Source organism: Streptomyces sp. NPDC056835, assembly GCF_042789485.1.
Taxonomy (GTDB): Bacteria; Actinomycetota; Actinomycetes; order Streptomycetales; family Streptomycetaceae; genus Streptomyces.
In genome coordinates this window covers 164,619-180,043 of record NZ_JBHUBB010000011.1, presented here as the reverse complement: position 1 = coordinate 180,043, position 15,425 = coordinate 164,619, and the positions used below count along the sequence as shown (strand labels likewise).

The following is a 15,425-nucleotide window of genomic DNA, read 5'->3' as shown; positions in this document are numbered from 1 at the left end:
CGTGCGAACGCGCGAGTCTATGCCCAACGGCATTGCCCGCGCACGAGGTTGCGTGAATATGCCGATGCGCCGATTTCGTCGGGCTAAGCTCTCGCGGAGCGCGCCGAGTTGATACGTAATAAGGCACTTGTTCCCCATGTGCCTTGATCGTGTGAATTATCTGATCTGAATCGACCGCCAGAGGGCTTACATGGTTCGTGTTGAAGCACCCCCGAGTGATCAAGCATCCCCGTCCGTCCGCGCGCTTGTACTCCCCGCCGTCCTGATCGTGGCGGCCACAGCCGGCGCGGTGGGCCTCGTTCCCGACGCCGCCCGGATACCGCTCGTGGTATACGGCGCGGTCGCGACGATCGTCGTCATCTGGTGCGCCGGTGAACTGTCCCGGCGCGCGAGGACCGTCAGCACGCTGCACGAGCACTACGCGTACCGCCTCGCGCAGCTGGAACAGCGTCTCGCCCAGCACGACGAGGAGACCGTACGGCTCGGCAAGGAACTGATGCCGGCCGCGATCCACCGGCTGCGACAGGGCGAATCGCCCGATGAAGTCATCCGCGCTGTGGTGAACGGGGACGAGCGCTACCGCGAACTCCCCACCGCGCAGCGGTCCTTGCTCCGCTCCGTACTGAAGATCGTGGACGACGAGGAAGCCATGCGCGAGTCCGCGCAGCGTTCCTTCGTGAACATCGCCCGCCGCGTCCAGTCCATCGTGCACCAGCAGGCCAGCGAGCTGCGGGAGATGGAAGAGGCGCACGGCCACAATCCCGAGGTCTTCGACGACCTGCTGCGCATCGACCACGGCACCGCGCTGATCGGCCGGCTCGCGGACAGTATCGCCGTGCTCGGCAAGGCCCGCCCGGGTCGCCAATGGCCCAAGCCCGTACCGCTGTTCAGCGTGTTGCGCGGCGCGATGTCCCGGATCCTGGAGTACCAGCGCGTCGATCTGCACTCCATCGCCAAGGTCGCCATCATCGGCACGGCCGTGGAACCGCTCATCCACGCCTGTGCCGAACTCCTCGACAACGCGACCCGATACTCGCCACCGCAGACCCGTGTCCATGTCACCGCCGTCGAGGTGCAGACCGGGATCGCGATCGAGATCGAGGACGGCGGCGTCAGCCTCAGCGAGGAGGCACGGGCGCGGGCCGAGACCATGCTCGCGCGGGCCCAGGCCGGTATCGACCTCAATGACCTGGGCGAGACTCCCCGGCTCGGTATGGCCGTGGTCGGCCGGCTCTGCCAGATGTACAACCTCCAGGTCTCGTTGAGGCAGTCGGCGTACGGCGGTGTCCGGGCCGTTCTCATCGTGCCGCGCGATGTCATCACCACCGGACCCGCGCCCGGTATCGCCCATGGCATCGGCGCCTCGGCGCTGCCCCGCGGCAGTGGTGCCGGACTGCCCACGACGGACGTACTGCGGCCCGCGGACCGGGTGCCGCGGCCGGCCACCGGTCCACAGCCGTCGGCCCCGGTCGCGGGGCCCATGGAGGACGACATTCCCGTGGTGACGGAGTGGACGGAGAACGGGCTGCCGCAGCGCCGCAGCCGGGGCCGCGCCCCGCTCGGCTCGCACAACCTCGGCCTCCAGAACACCGGCCGCGCGCCGGCCGCCGCACGGGGCGACGCCCGGAGCGACAGCCGGCCCCAGGCCAATGGCCCGGCCAACGGCCGGAGCGGGAGCAATGGGTACGGCGGCGGCTACAACGGTGGGCGCGGCGACGTACCGGGGCGCACGCCGGACGGCGCACAGCGCGACGGCGGTACGCCGGAGAAGAAGCCTGGTCCCGGCATCTGGCTCGAAGCGTTCACCAAGGCGGTCAACGGCACTCCGCGTGAGCCGTCGACCGGGACGGGGGAGGAGCCGGGCCACCCCGGTGACCAGGGCGAATCCGACGATGTGTGGGGCAAGGGAGATCTGAAGTGATCCAGCAGCGGGCGAACATGGACTGGATGCTCAAGGAACTGGCCGACGGAGTACCGCAGATCCAGCAGATCGTGGTGCTCTCCGCGGACGGACTCCGGATCGCCCGGCACGGCGGCGACCCGGATGTCGCCGACCGGCTGGCCGCCGCCTGCGCCGGACTGCAGAGTCTGGCCGCGGCCGTCGCCGCCGAAATCCCCTCCAGCGACGGCCGGATGCGGCTCGTCGTCATTGAGATCGGGGGCGGCTTCTTCTATCTGATGGAGGCCGGAGCGGGCGCGTATCTCGCCGTCCTCGCCGACGAGACCGTGGACGCGGGGCTGGTGGGGGCGCGAATGCGGGACATGGTGGTCCGGATCGGAGCGCATCTGACGAGTCCGCCGCGCCATGACGGGCAGGCCGGATGATCACGCCTCCCCGACGAGAACGCCGACGCCCCGAGGCGGATGTGGGGGATCCGGAACGGCTGTACGTGATCACTGGCGGCCCCGACGGCGCCGAGCGGGCGCCGCTCGATCTGGTCACCATGATCGTGGCCCGCGACGAACCCTCGCCGACGGTGCAGCCGGAACAGGCCGCCATTCTGCGGCTCTGCCGGGCACCGCTGTCCGTGGCCGAGATCTCCGCCTACCTCAGCCTCCCCTTCAGCGTGGTGACCGCGCTGCTGACCGAACTCCTCGCGACCGAGCTGGTCGAATCGCGCGCGCCCATCGTCCGCGCCGCACTTCCCGACCGGTCCCTTCTCGAAGCGGTGATGCATGGACTTCAGAAACTCTGACACGATCACGGGGCCCAGGAGCGAGGACGTCCTGCCCACCACGGCCACCTCCGCGGTGAAGGTCGTGATCGTGGGCGGATTCGGCGTCGGCAAGACGACGATGGTGGGCTCGGTCAGCGAGATCCGTCCGCTCACCACCGAAGAGACCATGACCCAGGCCGGGGTGGGGGTGGACGACAACTCCGGTGTGGAGACCAAGACCGCCACCACCGTCGCCATGGACTTCGGCCGGATCAGCATCACCGAACAGCTGGTGCTCTATCTCTTCGGCACCCCCGGCCAGGAGCGCTTCTGGTTCCTGTGGAACGGCCTCTTCGAGGGCGCCCTGGGGGCCGTGGTGCTCGTCGACACCCGCCGCCTCGAAGTCAGCTTCGATGTGATCGGACGGCTGGAGGAGCGCGGCGTACCATTCGTCGTCGCGGTCAACACCTTTCCGGACGCGCCCCACCACCCCGTCGAGGCGTTGCGTACCGCCCTGGACCTGCCCGAAGAGGTCCCGATGGTCGACTGCGACGCACGGCTGCGGGCGTCGAGCCGCGATGTGCTGCTGACGCTGATGCACTACCTGCACTCGCTGGCGCTGCCGACCGCCTGACCGACCGCGCCCGACCGCGCCCGGCCTTACGCGTACCGAGGCGCCGAGCGCCACCCGCGTACACGTCCACGTACACGTACACGTCCACGTACACGTCCACGTACACGTCCACGCACACGTCCACGCACATCTTCCGGCACGTACATCTTCCGGCCTGATCCCTGGAGCGAGCGACCGTGACCACCCCTTATCCCCACCGAACCGGGCCGGACGGCCCCATGGCGCCGCCCCCCGGCTGCCCGGCCCATGGCATGACCGCCGGCGAACTGAACTCCCGTGGCCCGAGCGGCGGCCAGGACACCATAGGGACCGCGCTGGACGGCCGCGCCGCCAGTGGGCTGCGGCGGCTCTACGGCCCCGAGGCCGAGAACGACCCCATGGGTCTGTACGAGAAGCTGCGCGCCGAACACGGCTCCGTCGCGCCCGTGCTGCTCCACGGCGACGTACCCGCCTGGCTTGTGCTCGGCCACAGCGACAATCTGCATATGACGCGCACGCCGTCGCAGTTCTCGCGGGACTCCCGGCGCTGGCGCGCGCTGCACGACGGCACCGCGCCCCCCGACCATCCCCTCGCGCCCATCTTCACCTGGCAGCCCATCTGCGTCTTCGCCGACGGCGCGGACCATGAGCGACTGCGCGGCGCGGTCACCGACTCGATCGCGCGAATCGACCACCGGGGCGTCCGGCGCTATATCAACCGCTACAGCAACCGACTGGTCAACGACTTCTGCCGGGCCGGCAGGGCGGATCTGGTCAGCAGGTTCGCCGAGCATCTGCCGATGATGGTGATGGCGCAGATCCTCGGTATGCCGGAGGAGTACAACGAACGCCTCGTGCAGGCCGCCCGCGACATGATCAAGGGCACCGCGACCGCCAACGAGAGCAACGCGTATGTGATGACCACACTGACCAGGCTGGTGAAGCGCCGCCGTATCGCACCCGAGGAGGACTTCGCGACCTGGCTCACCGAACACCCGGCCGGACTCACCGACGACGAGGTCAGCCAGCATCTGCGGCTGGTGCTCATCGCCGCGTACGAGACCACCGCGAACCTCATCGCCAATGTGCTGCGCATGGTGCTCACCGATCCCCGCTTCCGCGCGCAGCTGAGCGGTGGCCATATGACCCTGCCGGAGGCGGTCGAGCAGACACTCTGGGACGAGCCACCCTTCACCACCATCTTCGGCCGCTGGGCGGTCGGCGACACCGAACTCGGCGGGCAGCGCATCAAGGCGGGGGACGCGCTGGTGGTCGGGATCGCGGCGGCCAATGTGGACCCGGTGGTACGGCCCGATCTCAACGCCTCGATGCAGGGCAACCGGGCCCATCTCGCCTTCAGCGGTGGCCCGCACGAGTGCCCGGGGCAGGACATCGGGCGGGCGATCGCCGACACCGGGATCGACGCGCTGCTGCTGCGGCTGCCCGACATCCAGCTCGCCGTGGAGGAGCGTGAACTGCGGTACGAGGGCGCGTTGATGTCCCGTCAGCTGCTGGAGCTTCCGGTGTCCTTCGCACCGCGTCCGCCGCAGGATGTCACCGGTCCGCCGAACGCGTCGGCCGCCGTACCGCGCCCGCGGTGGCAGGTGGATTCGCCCCGCCCCGACGCGGTGCGACCGCGGCCTCAGGCCGCGGTCCCGTCAGCCGCGGAGGCCGGGACCGGCGCGGCGGGGACACCCGCGCGGGCAACGGGGGTGATCCCGGAACAGCCCGCGGGCAGCGCCCCGCGACGGGCCTGGCGGGCAGTGACACGCTGGTGGCACGGCCACTGACGGAGCGTCGGCGCACCGGCCGGTCAGCGCGCCGGGGCGAGCTGGTCCCACCACCAGGCGATCGTCGGGATCGGAAGCGGTTCCAGGCTGTTGTCGGCCGGCTGCTCCTTCCACCACCCGCCCGGGGTCGCCCGCGGACTCGACGGCACGGAGTAGCGGGGGCAGATCGACGCCCAGTCGAGATGCCCCCGGACGAACTGACCGAGCCCCCGCACATAGCGGCGCAGACCGTCGTCCGCCTCCTTCAGCACCTGCTGGGCCAGCCGGTCGAACAGCACCATCACGCGGTCCCGCATCGCCACCACCCGTACGAGTGCGCGACGCGGGTCGCAGTGCTGCTCCTGGCAGAGGACGTCGATCAGATTCAGATTGTCGTCGGCGCGCAGCAGCTCCTTGTTACGGGAGTAGAGGTCGTTGTCCCAGCTGACCAGCGTCCAGGTGATCTCCGTGAGCGCGCGTACCCGGGAGTCCTGCATGTCCTCGTCCGCCACGGAGAAGCCGCCGACCACCTCGATCATCGCCGTGGAGGGCGCCATCCCGATGGCCCGCATCCACAGCGTGATGTAGTCGTCGAGCGAGGGAAGTTCCGCGTTACGGCGCCAGGACGCCTCCCACACCAGCCCCGAGGTGTAGACGCGCATGGCCTCCGTCAAACGGCGTACCTGACGCGGCGACGCGTACTGCTCCAGTTCCAGCCGCAGCCTGCGCAGCGCGGCGGTGTGCGGTGAGTCCCCGAGCGCCCGCGCGGTCGGCGCCTCCACGGCGCGCATCATGCGCGAGGTCTCCTGGGCCAGCAGATCGGCCGTGGCCTCGGACTCGTCGCACACGCCGTCGTCGAGCGAGAAGAGTACGGCGTGGAATTTGGCCATCAGCGTGAGCGGTTCGAGCACTCCGTACGGCATGGTCGAGGCGGCGAGGCCGCCGAAGTCGCAGACAGCCAGGCGTTTGAGTTGGTGCTCGTCGCTGTCGAGGCGCTGTTGGAGCATCCATCGCACGGTCCGGTCGTTGAGGACCTCGACCGAGGGATGTCTGGCGGGCGGTACGGGGCAGTAGAACGGCACAGCCGGAAGCTGTTGGACCAAGCGCTGTTCCGAGACACAGGTCATGATCGGCCTCCTGATGCGGCAAGGGCGCAATACGTTGCGGGGGTGAGGGGCGATGCCGTTCGGGTGGAGCGTATCTGTCCATGTCGGAACGTCAACAACAGGGCAACTGGCGTGCCACTGGCTGAAATTGACTGATTGTGAACTGACTTGATCAACGCCGATCGAGAGCCGCGGCAACCGCGCACAAGTCCCACAGAGCTCGCGCACCGGCCGCACGCGCGTCGTGCACGGGTGGTCCACACCACTCCGCCGCCGCCCACCGGCCTCCCCGAGCCCCTGCCGCGCGCTACCGGCCGGGTGTTTTCGTCACGGCTCGTATACGGATCCTCCCGGATGCCGTCGCCATTCTGATCGTTGTCACTACGTCATTGAGCGGTGACGCACGGAGACGAATGTACGAGGCTGCCCGCTGCCCGCTGTCCGCCGCCCCCGTACCGGTCCCGGCATGCCTGTGGGCCCCCTCCGGAGAAGAGGCCCACAGGCATGGAGTGCGCCGCTCCCGTCCCCACGGTGCGGCGCCGGTGAGTCGTCGTCATCCGCTCGGACGACGGCCCACCGGTCAGGGGTGCGAGGCGACTCGCGAGGTGGCCCGCAGGCCGAGCGCCGGAAAGACCGCGGCCTCAAGGAAGCGGTGGAGATACGCCTCGTCGGCCTGCCGGCCCTCCACCATCTGCCGGGCACGCATGACGCCCATCAGCTGGGCGGCCACGAACTCCGCCGCGGGGTTGTCGGGCGCGATCTCGCCGCGTGCCACGGCGCGTTCGACCATGGCGTTGATCGCCGCGACCTCCGGTTCGATGAGGTTCTCGCGCAGGGCGCACAGCAGCTCCGGATTCTGGAAGGCCGCGTGGCTGAGCGCGTGCATCAGCGCGGTGTCGCGGCCCGCGCCCTCCACCGCCGCACAGGCCGCCGCCCGTAGGTCCCCGGCGAGGCTGCCCGTGTCGACATCCGCGAGCTTGACGCAGCGCGTGCCGCGCAGCGCCGCCGCGACCAGTTGCGGTTTCGTGCCCCACTGACGGTAGAGCGTGGACTTGCCGCAGCGGGAACGGGCGGCGACGCCCTCCATGGTCAGTGCCTCGTAGCCGCTCTCCCTGAGCAGGTCCAGGGCGGCTTCGTAGAGTTCCAGCTCCCGTTCCGGCGTGATCTTGGAGCGGCGCTGCGGCGTCATCGTCTCTCCCCGTCTCCGTCGCTCGGTCCGATGCGGCTCCGGCGGCGATACGTCGGTGTACCGATACGCCAGTGTACCGATACGGATCCGTATCGGTACACTGGCGTATCGATAGGGCGTGATCCAGACCGCGCCGCCGCACCGCCACGACGTTCCGCCGCGCCGTGTTGTCCAGGTACCAGGTAAGGGGGTCGGGTGATACACGCCCGCACCGGGCCCGCCGCACGGAAGCCGGAAACTTCCGCCCGACCGCCCCTCGTGCGCGAGCTGTCGCTCGTCGCCGGACTCTTTCTCCTCTACAAGCTCGGCAGGCAGGCCGCCACCGGCCGGACCGGCGAGGCCTTCCGGAACGCCGACCGGGTCTGGGACTGGGAGCGCGCCCTCCATCTGCCGGGCGAGGGCGCCGTACAGGGCGTACTGCTGGACAGCGGGACGCTGGTCCACCTGGCGAACACGTACTACGCGACGGTGCACTTCCCGGCGACGGTCCTCTTCCTCGGCTGGCTCTACTGGCGCCGGCCCGGCCACTACCTGTGGGCCAGGCGCGTCCTGTCGGTACTGACCGGGGCCGCCCTCGCACTGCATCTGCTGATGCCCCTCGCCCCACCGCGGCTGCTCGCCTCGTCCGATCTGGTGGACACCGGCCAGGTGTACGGGCCGTCGGTGTACGGCGAGAGCCCCGGCACCGACGCGCTGGCGAACCAGTTCGCGGCGATGCCGTCGCTGCATGTCGGCTGGGCCCTGATGGTGGCCGTGGGGCTCATCGCCGCCACGCGGTCACGGTGGCGGTGGCTCTGGCTGCTCCATCCGCTGCTGACGCTGCTCGTGGTCATAGGCACCGCCAACCACTACTGGCTCGACGCCCTCGTGGCCGTCGCCCTGCTCACGGGCGCCGTGGCGGTCATCGGGGCACCACGTTCCGGGTCCCCGCGGCGCGGCTCCCTGGTCGCGCGCTCCGCCGTCGCACAGGCCCCGCCGGTGTCACCTGTCGCCCCCGTCGCGTCAGGGATCGGCCGATGAACGGGGCGACGGCCGTGGCCGTGGTGCTGTCGCTGGTCTCGGCCGTCGCGTACGCCTCCGCCGCGGTGGCACAGGAGCGGCTAGCGGCCCGTACGGCACCGGACACCGGGCTGTTCACCCTGCTGACCCGCGGCGCCTGGTGGTGGTCGGTCGGGCTGAACGCGACCGGCGCGCTGCTGCATGTCGTGGCGCTGACCTACGGACCGCTCACGGTCGTCCAGCCGCTGGGCGCGCTCACCCTCGTCGCGGCCGTGCCGCTGGGCGCCCGGCGCGCCGGGCGGCAGGTTACCCGGGGCGAATGGCGCGGCACCGCCTTCACCCTGGTCGGCCTCGCGGCCATCCTGCTGGCGGCGGCCGGCAGTTCCCCCGACGAGACGCTCAGCCTGCCGCAGGCGCTCGGCGTCGCGGGCGTGGCGATGGCGCTGGTCGCCCTGCTGACCGGGCCGGGAGCCGGGTCCGGCCTCCGGCACGCGGCGGCCTCCGGCATCACCTCGGGCGTCGCCTCGGCCCTCACCCAGACGGTGACGGTCGCCGCCACCGCGCGCGACGCGGACGCGCTGCCGATGTGGCAGGTGGTGGCCGTCGCGCTGGTGGTCGCGGCCTTCGCTTCGGGCGGTCTGCTGCTGTCCCAGCGTGCCTACCGCGGCGGACTCGGAGCCCCGCTCGCCGTCCTGACCCTGGCCAACCCGCTCGCGGCGGCGGTCATCGGTCTGACCCTGCTGGGGGAGCGCCTGCAGGGCGGCGTCCTGGGTGTGACGGCGGCGCTCCTCGGCGCGGTGCTCGCCGCACGCGGCGTGGTGCTGCTGACCCGTACGGCGGTGGCCGCACCCGCGACACCGACAGCGGCGGCGGTGACGGTGACGGCGGCGGTGACGCCCACGGCTCGGGTGCCCGGGCAGCGGTCCGCCGTCCCCGCCGCCGAGGACGGATGGCCGGGCGCGCGCGTACCCGCGCAGGGCGGCCCGATCCCCGGCCCGCTGCCCGGCCCGCTCGCGGCGCGGACGTCCTGGCGACCGCACCCCCTGAGATCCCGGCGGGCGCTCCGGGAGCGCCGGTGCGCGCGTCGTCGCGGGGACTCCACTTACCGCTAGGCGTACGGATAGACGTACCGACAGCCCCGCGCGGACAGCCGCGCGCACCGACGGCCGGAGGTGTCCCTCCCGCCCGCCACCCGGTCGTCTTCCCGGCGCGCCGCGGCGCGTGAAGCTGCGCTGTTGGGCCGCTTAAGAAATCCTCGATGGACTGAACGGCCGCCGCTCGGCACATTGGTGCCCGACCACCGAACAGTGATCACCGCTCAGAGCCATGCACCACGCACCACCACCCTCCGGGAGCCGCGCCCATGAAGGCACTTGTCAAACAGAAGGCCGAGCCGGGGCTGTGGCTCATGGATGTGCCCGAGCCGGAGTACGGGGACGGTGACGTACTGATCAAGGTGCTCCGTACCGGCATCTGCGGAACCGACCTGCACATCCGGTCCTGGGACGGCTGGGCCCAGCAGGCCGTCACCACACCCCGTGTCCTCGGCCACGAGTTCGTCGGCGAGGTGGCCGCCGTCGGGCCGGCCGTACAGGACGTCGCCGTCGGTGATCTGGTCAGCGGTGAGGGCCATCTCGTCTGCGGCAAGTGCCGCAACTGTCTCGCCGGCCGCAGGCACCTCTGCCGCAGCACCGTTGGGCTCGGTGTCGGCCGCGACGGAGCCTTCGCGGAGTACGTCTCCCTGCCAGCCGCGAACGTCTGGGTGCACCGCGCCGAGGTGGATCTCGATGTCGCCGCGATCTTCGACCCGTTCGGCAACGCCGTGCACACCGCGCTCTCCTTCCCGCTCGTCGGCGAGGACGTACTGATCACCGGCGCGGGCCCCATCGGCATCATGGCCGCGGCCGTCGCCCGGCACGCCGGCGCGCGCAATGTCGTGATCACCGACGTCAGCGCGCACCGTCTCGAACTCGCCCGCAAGGCCGGCGCCACCCTCGCCCTCGATGTCTCTCCCGCCGACATCGGCATCGCCGACGCGCAGCGGCTGCTCGGCCTCAAGGAGGGCTTCGACGTCGGTCTGGAGATGTCGGGACGCCCCGAGGCCATGCGCGACATGGTCGACAACATGACGCACGGCGGCCGGATCGCCATGCTCGGGCTTCCCGCCGAGGAGTTCGCCGTCGACTGGTCGAAGATCGTCACCTCGATGATCACGGTCAAGGGCATCTACGGACGCGAGATGTTCGAGACCTGGTACGCGATGACGGTCCTGCTCGAAGGCGGGCTCGACCTCACGCCCGTCATCACCGGCAGCTACCGGTACGAGGACTTCGACGCCGCGTTCGACGAAGCGTCCTCCGCCCGCAGCGGCAAGATCATCCTCGACTGGAGCCGTCTGACCGCTTGAGCGTCCGACCGCCCCACCGGCCCCCGCAGCGCACCGGGCCCCACGAGCCCCAGAAGAAGGAGCCTTTCATGTACGCGTCCGTCCGGGACGACCTGTCCGCCACCCTCGACGAGATCCGCGACGCGGGTCTCTTCAAGCCCGAGCGCGTGATCTCGACCCCGCAGAGCGCTTCCGTCGCCGTCACCGCGGGCGGCGCCCCCGGTGATGTCCTCAACTTCTGCGCCAACAACTACCTCGGGCTCGCCGACCACCCCGAGGTCGTCGCCGCCGCCAAGGACGCGCTCGACCGCTGGGGCTACGGCATGGCGTCCGTACGCTTCATCTGCGGCACGCAGGAGATCCACAAGGAGCTGGAGCAGCGGCTGTCCGCGTTCCTCGGCCAGGAGGACACGATCCTCTACTCCTCCTGCTTCGACGCCAACGGCGGGGTCTTCGAGACGCTTCTCGGCCCGGAGGACGCCGTCATCTCCGACGCCCTCAACCACGCCAGCATCATCGACGGCATCCGGCTCTCCAAGGCCCGTCGTCTCCGGTACGCCAACCGCGACCTCGCCGAACTGGAGAGCAGGCTCAAGGAATCCCAGGACGCCCGTCGCCGGCTGATCGTCACGGACGGCGTGTTCTCGATGGACGGGTACGTCGCCCCGCTGGCCGAGATCTGTGATCTCGCCGACCGGTACGACGCGATGGTCATGGTCGACGACTCGCACGCCGTCGGCTTCGTGGGCCCCGGCGGCCGGGGCACCCCCGAACTGCACGGCGTCATGGACCGGGTCGACATCATCACCGGCACGCTCGGCAAGGCGCTCGGCGGCGCCTCCGGCGGCTATGTCGCGGCCCGCGCCGAGATCGTCGCGCTGCTGCGCCAGCGCTCCCGTCCGTATCTCTTCTCCAACTCCCTCGCCCCGGTCATCGCCGCCGCGTCGGTCAAGGTCCTCGATCTGCTGGAGAGCGCGGACGAACTGCGGGACCGGCTGAACGCCAACACCGCGCTCTTCCGCCGGGAAATGACGGACGCGGGGTTCGAGATCCTGCCCGGCGACCACGCCATCGCTCCCGTCATGATCGGCGACGCCGCCGAGGCGGGCCGGATGGCCGAACTGCTGCTGGAGCGCGGGGTGTACGTGATCGGCTTCTCGTATCCCGTCGTCCCCATGGGCCGGGCGCGGATCAGGGTGCAGCTGTCCGCCGCGCACTCCACGGCGGACGTGGAGCGGGCGGTCGCGGCGTTCGTCGACGCGCGCGAGGCGATGAAGCGGGAGGGCTGAGCGCCGATGCGGGTGGGGCGGCCGATGCCGGTGGGGGTGGAGTTCCGGGCAGACCTGGCAAAATGGGCCGGGTGATCGACCCCCGGCGGCTGCGCGTCCTGCGGGCCGTGGCGGACCACCGTACGGTGACCGCCGCGGCCGCCGCGCTCTATCTCACCCCCTCGGCCGTCTCCCAGCAGCTCGCCGCGCTGGAGCACGAGACCGGGCACGCGCTGCTGACCCGCAGCGGCCGGGGCGTACGGCTGACCGCCGCCGGGGAGATCCTGCTCACCCACGCGCACGCCGTCCTCGCCCAGCTGGAGCGCGCCGAGGCGGAGCTGGCGGCGTACGCGGGCGGGGCGGCGGGTGAGGTCACGGTCGCCGCCTTCGCCACGGGCATCGCGGAAGTACTGGCCCCGGCCCTCCAGCTGCTCGGCGGGCCGCACCCCGACATCCGGGTACGCGTACGGGACGCCGAGGGTGACGAGAGCCTGCCGATGGTGCTCGACGGGGAGGCGGATCTCGCGGTCGCGGTCGAGTACCGGGGCGCCCCGCGCGAGGACGATCTGCGGCTGTGGCGGGTGCCGCTGTACGCGGAGCCGTTCGACGCGGTCCTGCCCGCCGCGCATCCGCTCGGCCTCGGCACCGTGGTCGAGCTCGCCGAGCTGGCCGACAGCGACTGGATCGGCCCGTACCCCGGCAACCCCTGCCATGACGTGATCCAGCTCGCCTGCGAACTGGCGGGCTTCCAGCCGCGCCTGGCGCACTCCTCCGACGACTTCCGCGCGGTCGTCGCCCTCGCGGGCGCGGGCGCGGGAGTGGCGCTGGTCCCGCGCTCCGCGCTGCGCGGTATGGAGCTGAAGGGTACGGTCGTACGCCCCGTGGCGGGCCCGGCCGCGACCCGCAGGGTCTTCGCCGCCGTACGCCGGGGCGCGGAGGCGCACCCGCTGATCCGTCCGGTCCTCGACGCGCTGGCGCGCGCGGCGGGCGGCCTGACGACGGACTGACGGCGGGACCGCTGGGGGTGCGGGCCCGCCCGCCGGACACGGGCGGGCCGGTGCGCCCTCGCTCCTACTCCTGGGGCTTCGCCTGGATCGAACTCAGGACGGCCGACACGCGCTCCTCGGTGCTCGTCTTGTCGAGGCCGAGCCCGCTGAGTACGCCCTCGCCGTCCTCCTGCTCCAGCAGCGCCAGCAACAGGTGCTCCGTGCCGATGTAGTTGTGGCCCAGCCGCAGTGCCTCGCGGAAGGTGAGTTCGAGGACCTTCTTCGCCCGGGCGTCGAAGGGGACGAGGTCGGGCACGGGGTCGCCGGAGGGCTTCGGCAGCGTCTCGGCGACGGCGGCCGCGATCGCCTCCAGCTGTACGTCCTGGGCGACGAGTACGTGTGCGGCCAGCCCCTCCGGGTCGTCGAGCAGGCCGAGCAAGAGATGCCCTGTGCCGATCTGTGTGTGCCCACGTTCGCGGGCCTTGTTCTGGGACGCGACGACGACGCTCCTGGCCCGCGGGGTGAACCTGCCGAAGTTCTGGTCCGTGTCGGGCGCCGGCTCGTCCTTCGTCACGAACCGCTTCTGGGCGGCTTGCCGTGTGACCCCCATGGACTTGCCGATCTCGGTCCATGAGGCGCCGGAGCGGCGGGCTTGGTCGACGAAGTGGCCGATGAGGTGATCGGCCACTTCACCGAGATGGTCAGCGGCGACGACAGCGCTCTGGAGCTGTTCGAGAGCGTCGCCGTGCACCTTCTTGATCGCCTCGATGAGGTCGTCGAGGCGGACGGAGTTATTGATCTGAGTCGGTTCCACCATGAGGCAACCCTAGGTTGACAGTCCAGCTGGTGTCAACCCGTGGTTGACGCCACGGTGGGGGGCTCAGCCCAGCAGGCTCGGCGCCGCCCTGTCCAGTACCGATCCCACGCGCTCCCAGGTCTCGATGTCCCGCTCCACCGAGGGCAGTTCGGGCCCGTCACCGGTCCCCCAGGAGGTCGCGATCGCCACCGGGTCCTCGCCCGTCGCCGCGCCCGCGGCCAGCGCGGCGGCGCCCAGCGCGACCAGTTCGCCGCTCGTCGGGACGATCACCCGGCGGCCGGAGAGCCTGCGGACCGTATCCACCCACATCCGGCCCTGCGCACCGCCGCCGACCAGACGCAGCGGGCGGCCCGCCACCTCCGGGGCCGCGGGGTCCAGGCCGCAGGCGCGCAGCACCTCGTCCAGCGCGCGCAGTACGGTGACGGCCGCGCCCTCGTAGGCGGCGCCCAGCAGCTGCTGCGGGCTGGTGTCGTGGCGCAGCCCGGTCAATAGGCCCGAGGCGGCGGGGAGATCGGGGGTGCGCTCGCCGTCCAGATAGGGGAGCAGTACGGCTTCGCCGCCCGGTACCGCGTCCTCCCGGTCGAGCCGGAGCAGCGAGGCCACCTTGTCGACGGCGAGCGTGCAGTTGAGCGTGCAGGCCAGCGGCAGATACGTACCGTCCGCCGCCGCGAACCCGGCGAGCGCGGGGGCGTCGGGGCGGGTGCGGGTGGCGGCGAAGACCGTACCCGACGTGCCGAGGCTCAGCACCGGATGGTCCAGCAGCCCGGCGCCGCCGAAGCCGAGACCGACGGCCGCGCTCATGTTGTCGCCGGTGCCCGCGGCGACGGCGATGCCCGCCGGCAGGCCCAGTTCCGCCGCCGATCCCGCTGTGAGCGAGCCGACGCGCGCCGCGCCGGTCGCGGCGACGGCGGGCAGCAGATCGGCGTCGAGACCGAGGAGCGCGAGCAGTTCGGGGTCGTACTCGCCGGTGGCCGTGGAGTACCAGCAGGTGCCCGAGGCATCACCCGCGTCGGTGGCCGCGGTGCCGGAAAGCCGCTCGGTGAGAAAGTCGTGGGGGAGCCGGATGGCCGCCGTGGCCTCCGCGATGGCGGGATCGTTCTCCCGCAGCCACTGCCATTTGGAAGCCGTCATCGAGGCCACCGGCACGGAGCCCGTGCGCGCCGTCCAGGCGTCCGGGCCGCCCAGCGCCTCGGTGAGCGCGGCGGCCTGCGGGGCGGAGCGGGTGTCGTTCCAGAGCAGCGCGGGGCGCAGCGGCCGGCCGCTGCGGTCGAGCACCACCAGACCGTGCTGCTGCCCGGCGACGGCGATACCGGTCACGTCCGAGGCGTCCACCCCGGATTCCTTCAGACCGGCGGCGACCGCCTCGCGCAGCGCGTTCCACCACACCTCCGGGTCCGTCTCCCGGGCGCCGCCCTCACCGGTCACCCGGTGCGGCGCGCGGCCCACGGCGAGCAGCCGGCCTGTGGTGGCGTCCGTGAAAGCCGCCTTCGTGGACTGGGTTGAGCTGTCCACGCCGATGACGACCGGGTTCCGCGACATGGGCGTACCTCCAGATTGAGCGTCGAGGAAACAAATTACGCGATGGCGTGACACACGGGAACCGTGCCGACGATCATCATCCTGTGTCCGTGGGCG

The 15,425-nt window shown here is 71.4% G+C and carries 14 protein-coding genes; 10 read left to right on the top strand and 4 right to left on the bottom strand.

Annotated features, from left to right (window positions below; genetic code table 11):
• Positions 1–190 precede the first annotated feature (190 nt).
• From ACFRMN_RS15240 to ACFRMN_RS15220, 5 genes are all read left to right on the top strand, one after another.
• Positions 191–1,921, top strand: a complete 1,731-nt coding sequence (locus ACFRMN_RS15240; RefSeq protein ID WP_383018909.1) for a sensor histidine kinase — start codon at positions 191–193, stop codon at positions 1,919–1,921.
• Positions 1,918–2,325 (top strand): roadblock/LC7 domain-containing protein, encoded by a 408-nt coding sequence (locus ACFRMN_RS15235; RefSeq protein ID WP_030350307.1) that lies wholly within the window; start codon positions 1,918–1,920, stop codon positions 2,323–2,325. Before ACFRMN_RS15240 ends, ACFRMN_RS15235 begins: the two co-directional genes overlap by 4 nt.
• Positions 2,325–2,696, top strand: coding sequence for a DUF742 domain-containing protein (locus ACFRMN_RS15230; protein WP_030350306.1), 372 nt, complete (start codon positions 2,325–2,327; stop codon positions 2,694–2,696). Before ACFRMN_RS15235 ends, ACFRMN_RS15230 begins: the two co-directional genes overlap by 1 nt.
• Positions 2,677–3,291 carry an ATP/GTP-binding protein gene (locus ACFRMN_RS15225; RefSeq protein ID WP_383018906.1) on the top strand — a complete coding sequence of 205 codons (615 nt, stop codon included), beginning with the start codon at positions 2,677–2,679 and terminating at the stop codon, positions 3,289–3,291. Before ACFRMN_RS15230 ends, ACFRMN_RS15225 begins: the two co-directional genes overlap by 20 nt.
• 176 nt (positions 3,292–3,467) lie before the next feature.
• Positions 3,468–5,060, top strand: a complete 1,593-nt coding sequence (locus ACFRMN_RS15220) for a cytochrome P450 (RefSeq protein WP_383018903.1) — start codon at positions 3,468–3,470, stop codon at positions 5,058–5,060.
• A 23-nt stretch (positions 5,061–5,083) separates the two neighbouring features.
• Here the strand turns inward: ACFRMN_RS15220 and ACFRMN_RS15215 are convergent, their stop codons facing one another.
• Both ACFRMN_RS15215 and ACFRMN_RS15210 read right to left on the bottom strand, forming a co-directional pair.
• Positions 5,084–6,166: a hypothetical protein gene (locus ACFRMN_RS15215; protein ID WP_383018901.1), complete on the bottom strand. Its 1,083-nt coding sequence runs from the start codon at positions 6,164–6,166 to the stop codon at positions 5,084–5,086.
• A 559-nt stretch (positions 6,167–6,725) separates the two neighbouring features.
• A complete protein-coding gene (locus ACFRMN_RS15210; protein ID WP_383018898.1) occupies positions 6,726–7,334 on the bottom strand; it encodes a TetR/AcrR family transcriptional regulator in 609 nt (202 codons plus the stop codon).
• Positions 7,335–7,532: 198 nt separating this feature from the next.
• Between ACFRMN_RS15210 and ACFRMN_RS15205 the strand changes: the two genes are divergently transcribed.
• From ACFRMN_RS15205 to ACFRMN_RS15185, 5 genes are all read left to right on the top strand, one after another.
• Positions 7,533–8,354, top strand: coding sequence for a phosphatase PAP2 family protein (locus ACFRMN_RS15205; protein WP_383019087.1), 822 nt, complete (start codon positions 7,533–7,535; stop codon positions 8,352–8,354).
• Positions 8,351–9,445 (top strand): hypothetical protein, encoded by a 1,095-nt coding sequence (locus tag ACFRMN_RS15200; protein WP_383018895.1) that lies wholly within the window; start codon positions 8,351–8,353, stop codon positions 9,443–9,445. The genes ACFRMN_RS15205 and ACFRMN_RS15200 overlap by 4 nt, the downstream gene beginning before the upstream one ends.
• 251 nt (positions 9,446–9,696) lie before the next feature.
• Positions 9,697–10,740, top strand: coding sequence for an L-threonine 3-dehydrogenase (gene tdh, locus ACFRMN_RS15195; protein ID WP_383018893.1), 1,044 nt, complete (start codon positions 9,697–9,699; stop codon positions 10,738–10,740).
• Positions 10,741–10,808: 68 nt separating this feature from the next.
• Positions 10,809–12,008, top strand: coding sequence for a glycine C-acetyltransferase (locus tag ACFRMN_RS15190; protein ID WP_383018891.1), 1,200 nt, complete (start codon positions 10,809–10,811; stop codon positions 12,006–12,008).
• 71 nt (positions 12,009–12,079) lie between these two features.
• Positions 12,080–12,994 carry a LysR family transcriptional regulator gene (locus ACFRMN_RS15185; RefSeq protein WP_383018888.1) on the top strand — a complete coding sequence of 305 codons (915 nt, stop codon included), beginning with the start codon at positions 12,080–12,082 and terminating at the stop codon, positions 12,992–12,994.
• A 64-nt stretch (positions 12,995–13,058) separates the two neighbouring features.
• Here the strand turns inward: ACFRMN_RS15185 and ACFRMN_RS15180 are convergent, their stop codons facing one another.
• Positions 13,059–13,790 carry a Clp protease N-terminal domain-containing protein gene (locus ACFRMN_RS15180; RefSeq protein ID WP_383018886.1) on the bottom strand — a complete coding sequence of 244 codons (732 nt, stop codon included), beginning with the start codon at positions 13,788–13,790 and terminating at the stop codon, positions 13,059–13,061.
• Positions 13,791–13,853: 63 nt separating this feature from the next.
• Positions 13,854–15,329 (bottom strand): xylulokinase, encoded by a 1,476-nt coding sequence (xylB, locus tag ACFRMN_RS15175; RefSeq protein ID WP_383018884.1) that lies wholly within the window; start codon positions 15,327–15,329, stop codon positions 13,854–13,856.
• Between the last annotated feature and the right edge of the window lie 96 nt (positions 15,330–15,425).

Excerpts from the sequence above, each read along its gene's own strand:
- ACFRMN_RS15190 (WP_383018891.1), top strand. The coding sequence starts at position 10,809 with ATGTACGCGTCCGTCCGGGACGACCTGTCCGCCACCCTCGACGAGATC.
- xylB (WP_383018884.1), bottom strand. The coding sequence starts at position 15,329 with ATGTCGCGGAACCCGGTCGTCATCGGCGTGGACAGCTCAACCCAGTCC.
- ACFRMN_RS15210 (WP_383018898.1), bottom strand. The coding sequence starts at position 7,334 with ATGACGCCGCAGCGCCGCTCCAAGATCACGCCGGAACGGGAGCTGGAA.
- ACFRMN_RS15200 (WP_383018895.1), top strand. The coding sequence starts at position 8,351 with ATGAACGGGGCGACGGCCGTGGCCGTGGTGCTGTCGCTGGTCTCGGCC.
- ACFRMN_RS15240 (WP_383018909.1), top strand. The coding sequence starts at position 191 with ATGGTTCGTGTTGAAGCACCCCCGAGTGATCAAGCATCCCCGTCCGTC.
- ACFRMN_RS15215 (WP_383018901.1), bottom strand. The coding sequence starts at position 6,166 with ATGACCTGTGTCTCGGAACAGCGCTTGGTCCAACAGCTTCCGGCTGTG.
- ACFRMN_RS15180 (WP_383018886.1), bottom strand. The coding sequence starts at position 13,790 with ATGGTGGAACCGACTCAGATCAATAACTCCGTCCGCCTCGACGACCTC.
- tdh (WP_383018893.1), top strand. The coding sequence starts at position 9,697 with ATGAAGGCACTTGTCAAACAGAAGGCCGAGCCGGGGCTGTGGCTCATG.
- ACFRMN_RS15225 (WP_383018906.1), top strand. The coding sequence starts at position 2,677 with ATGGACTTCAGAAACTCTGACACGATCACGGGGCCCAGGAGCGAGGAC.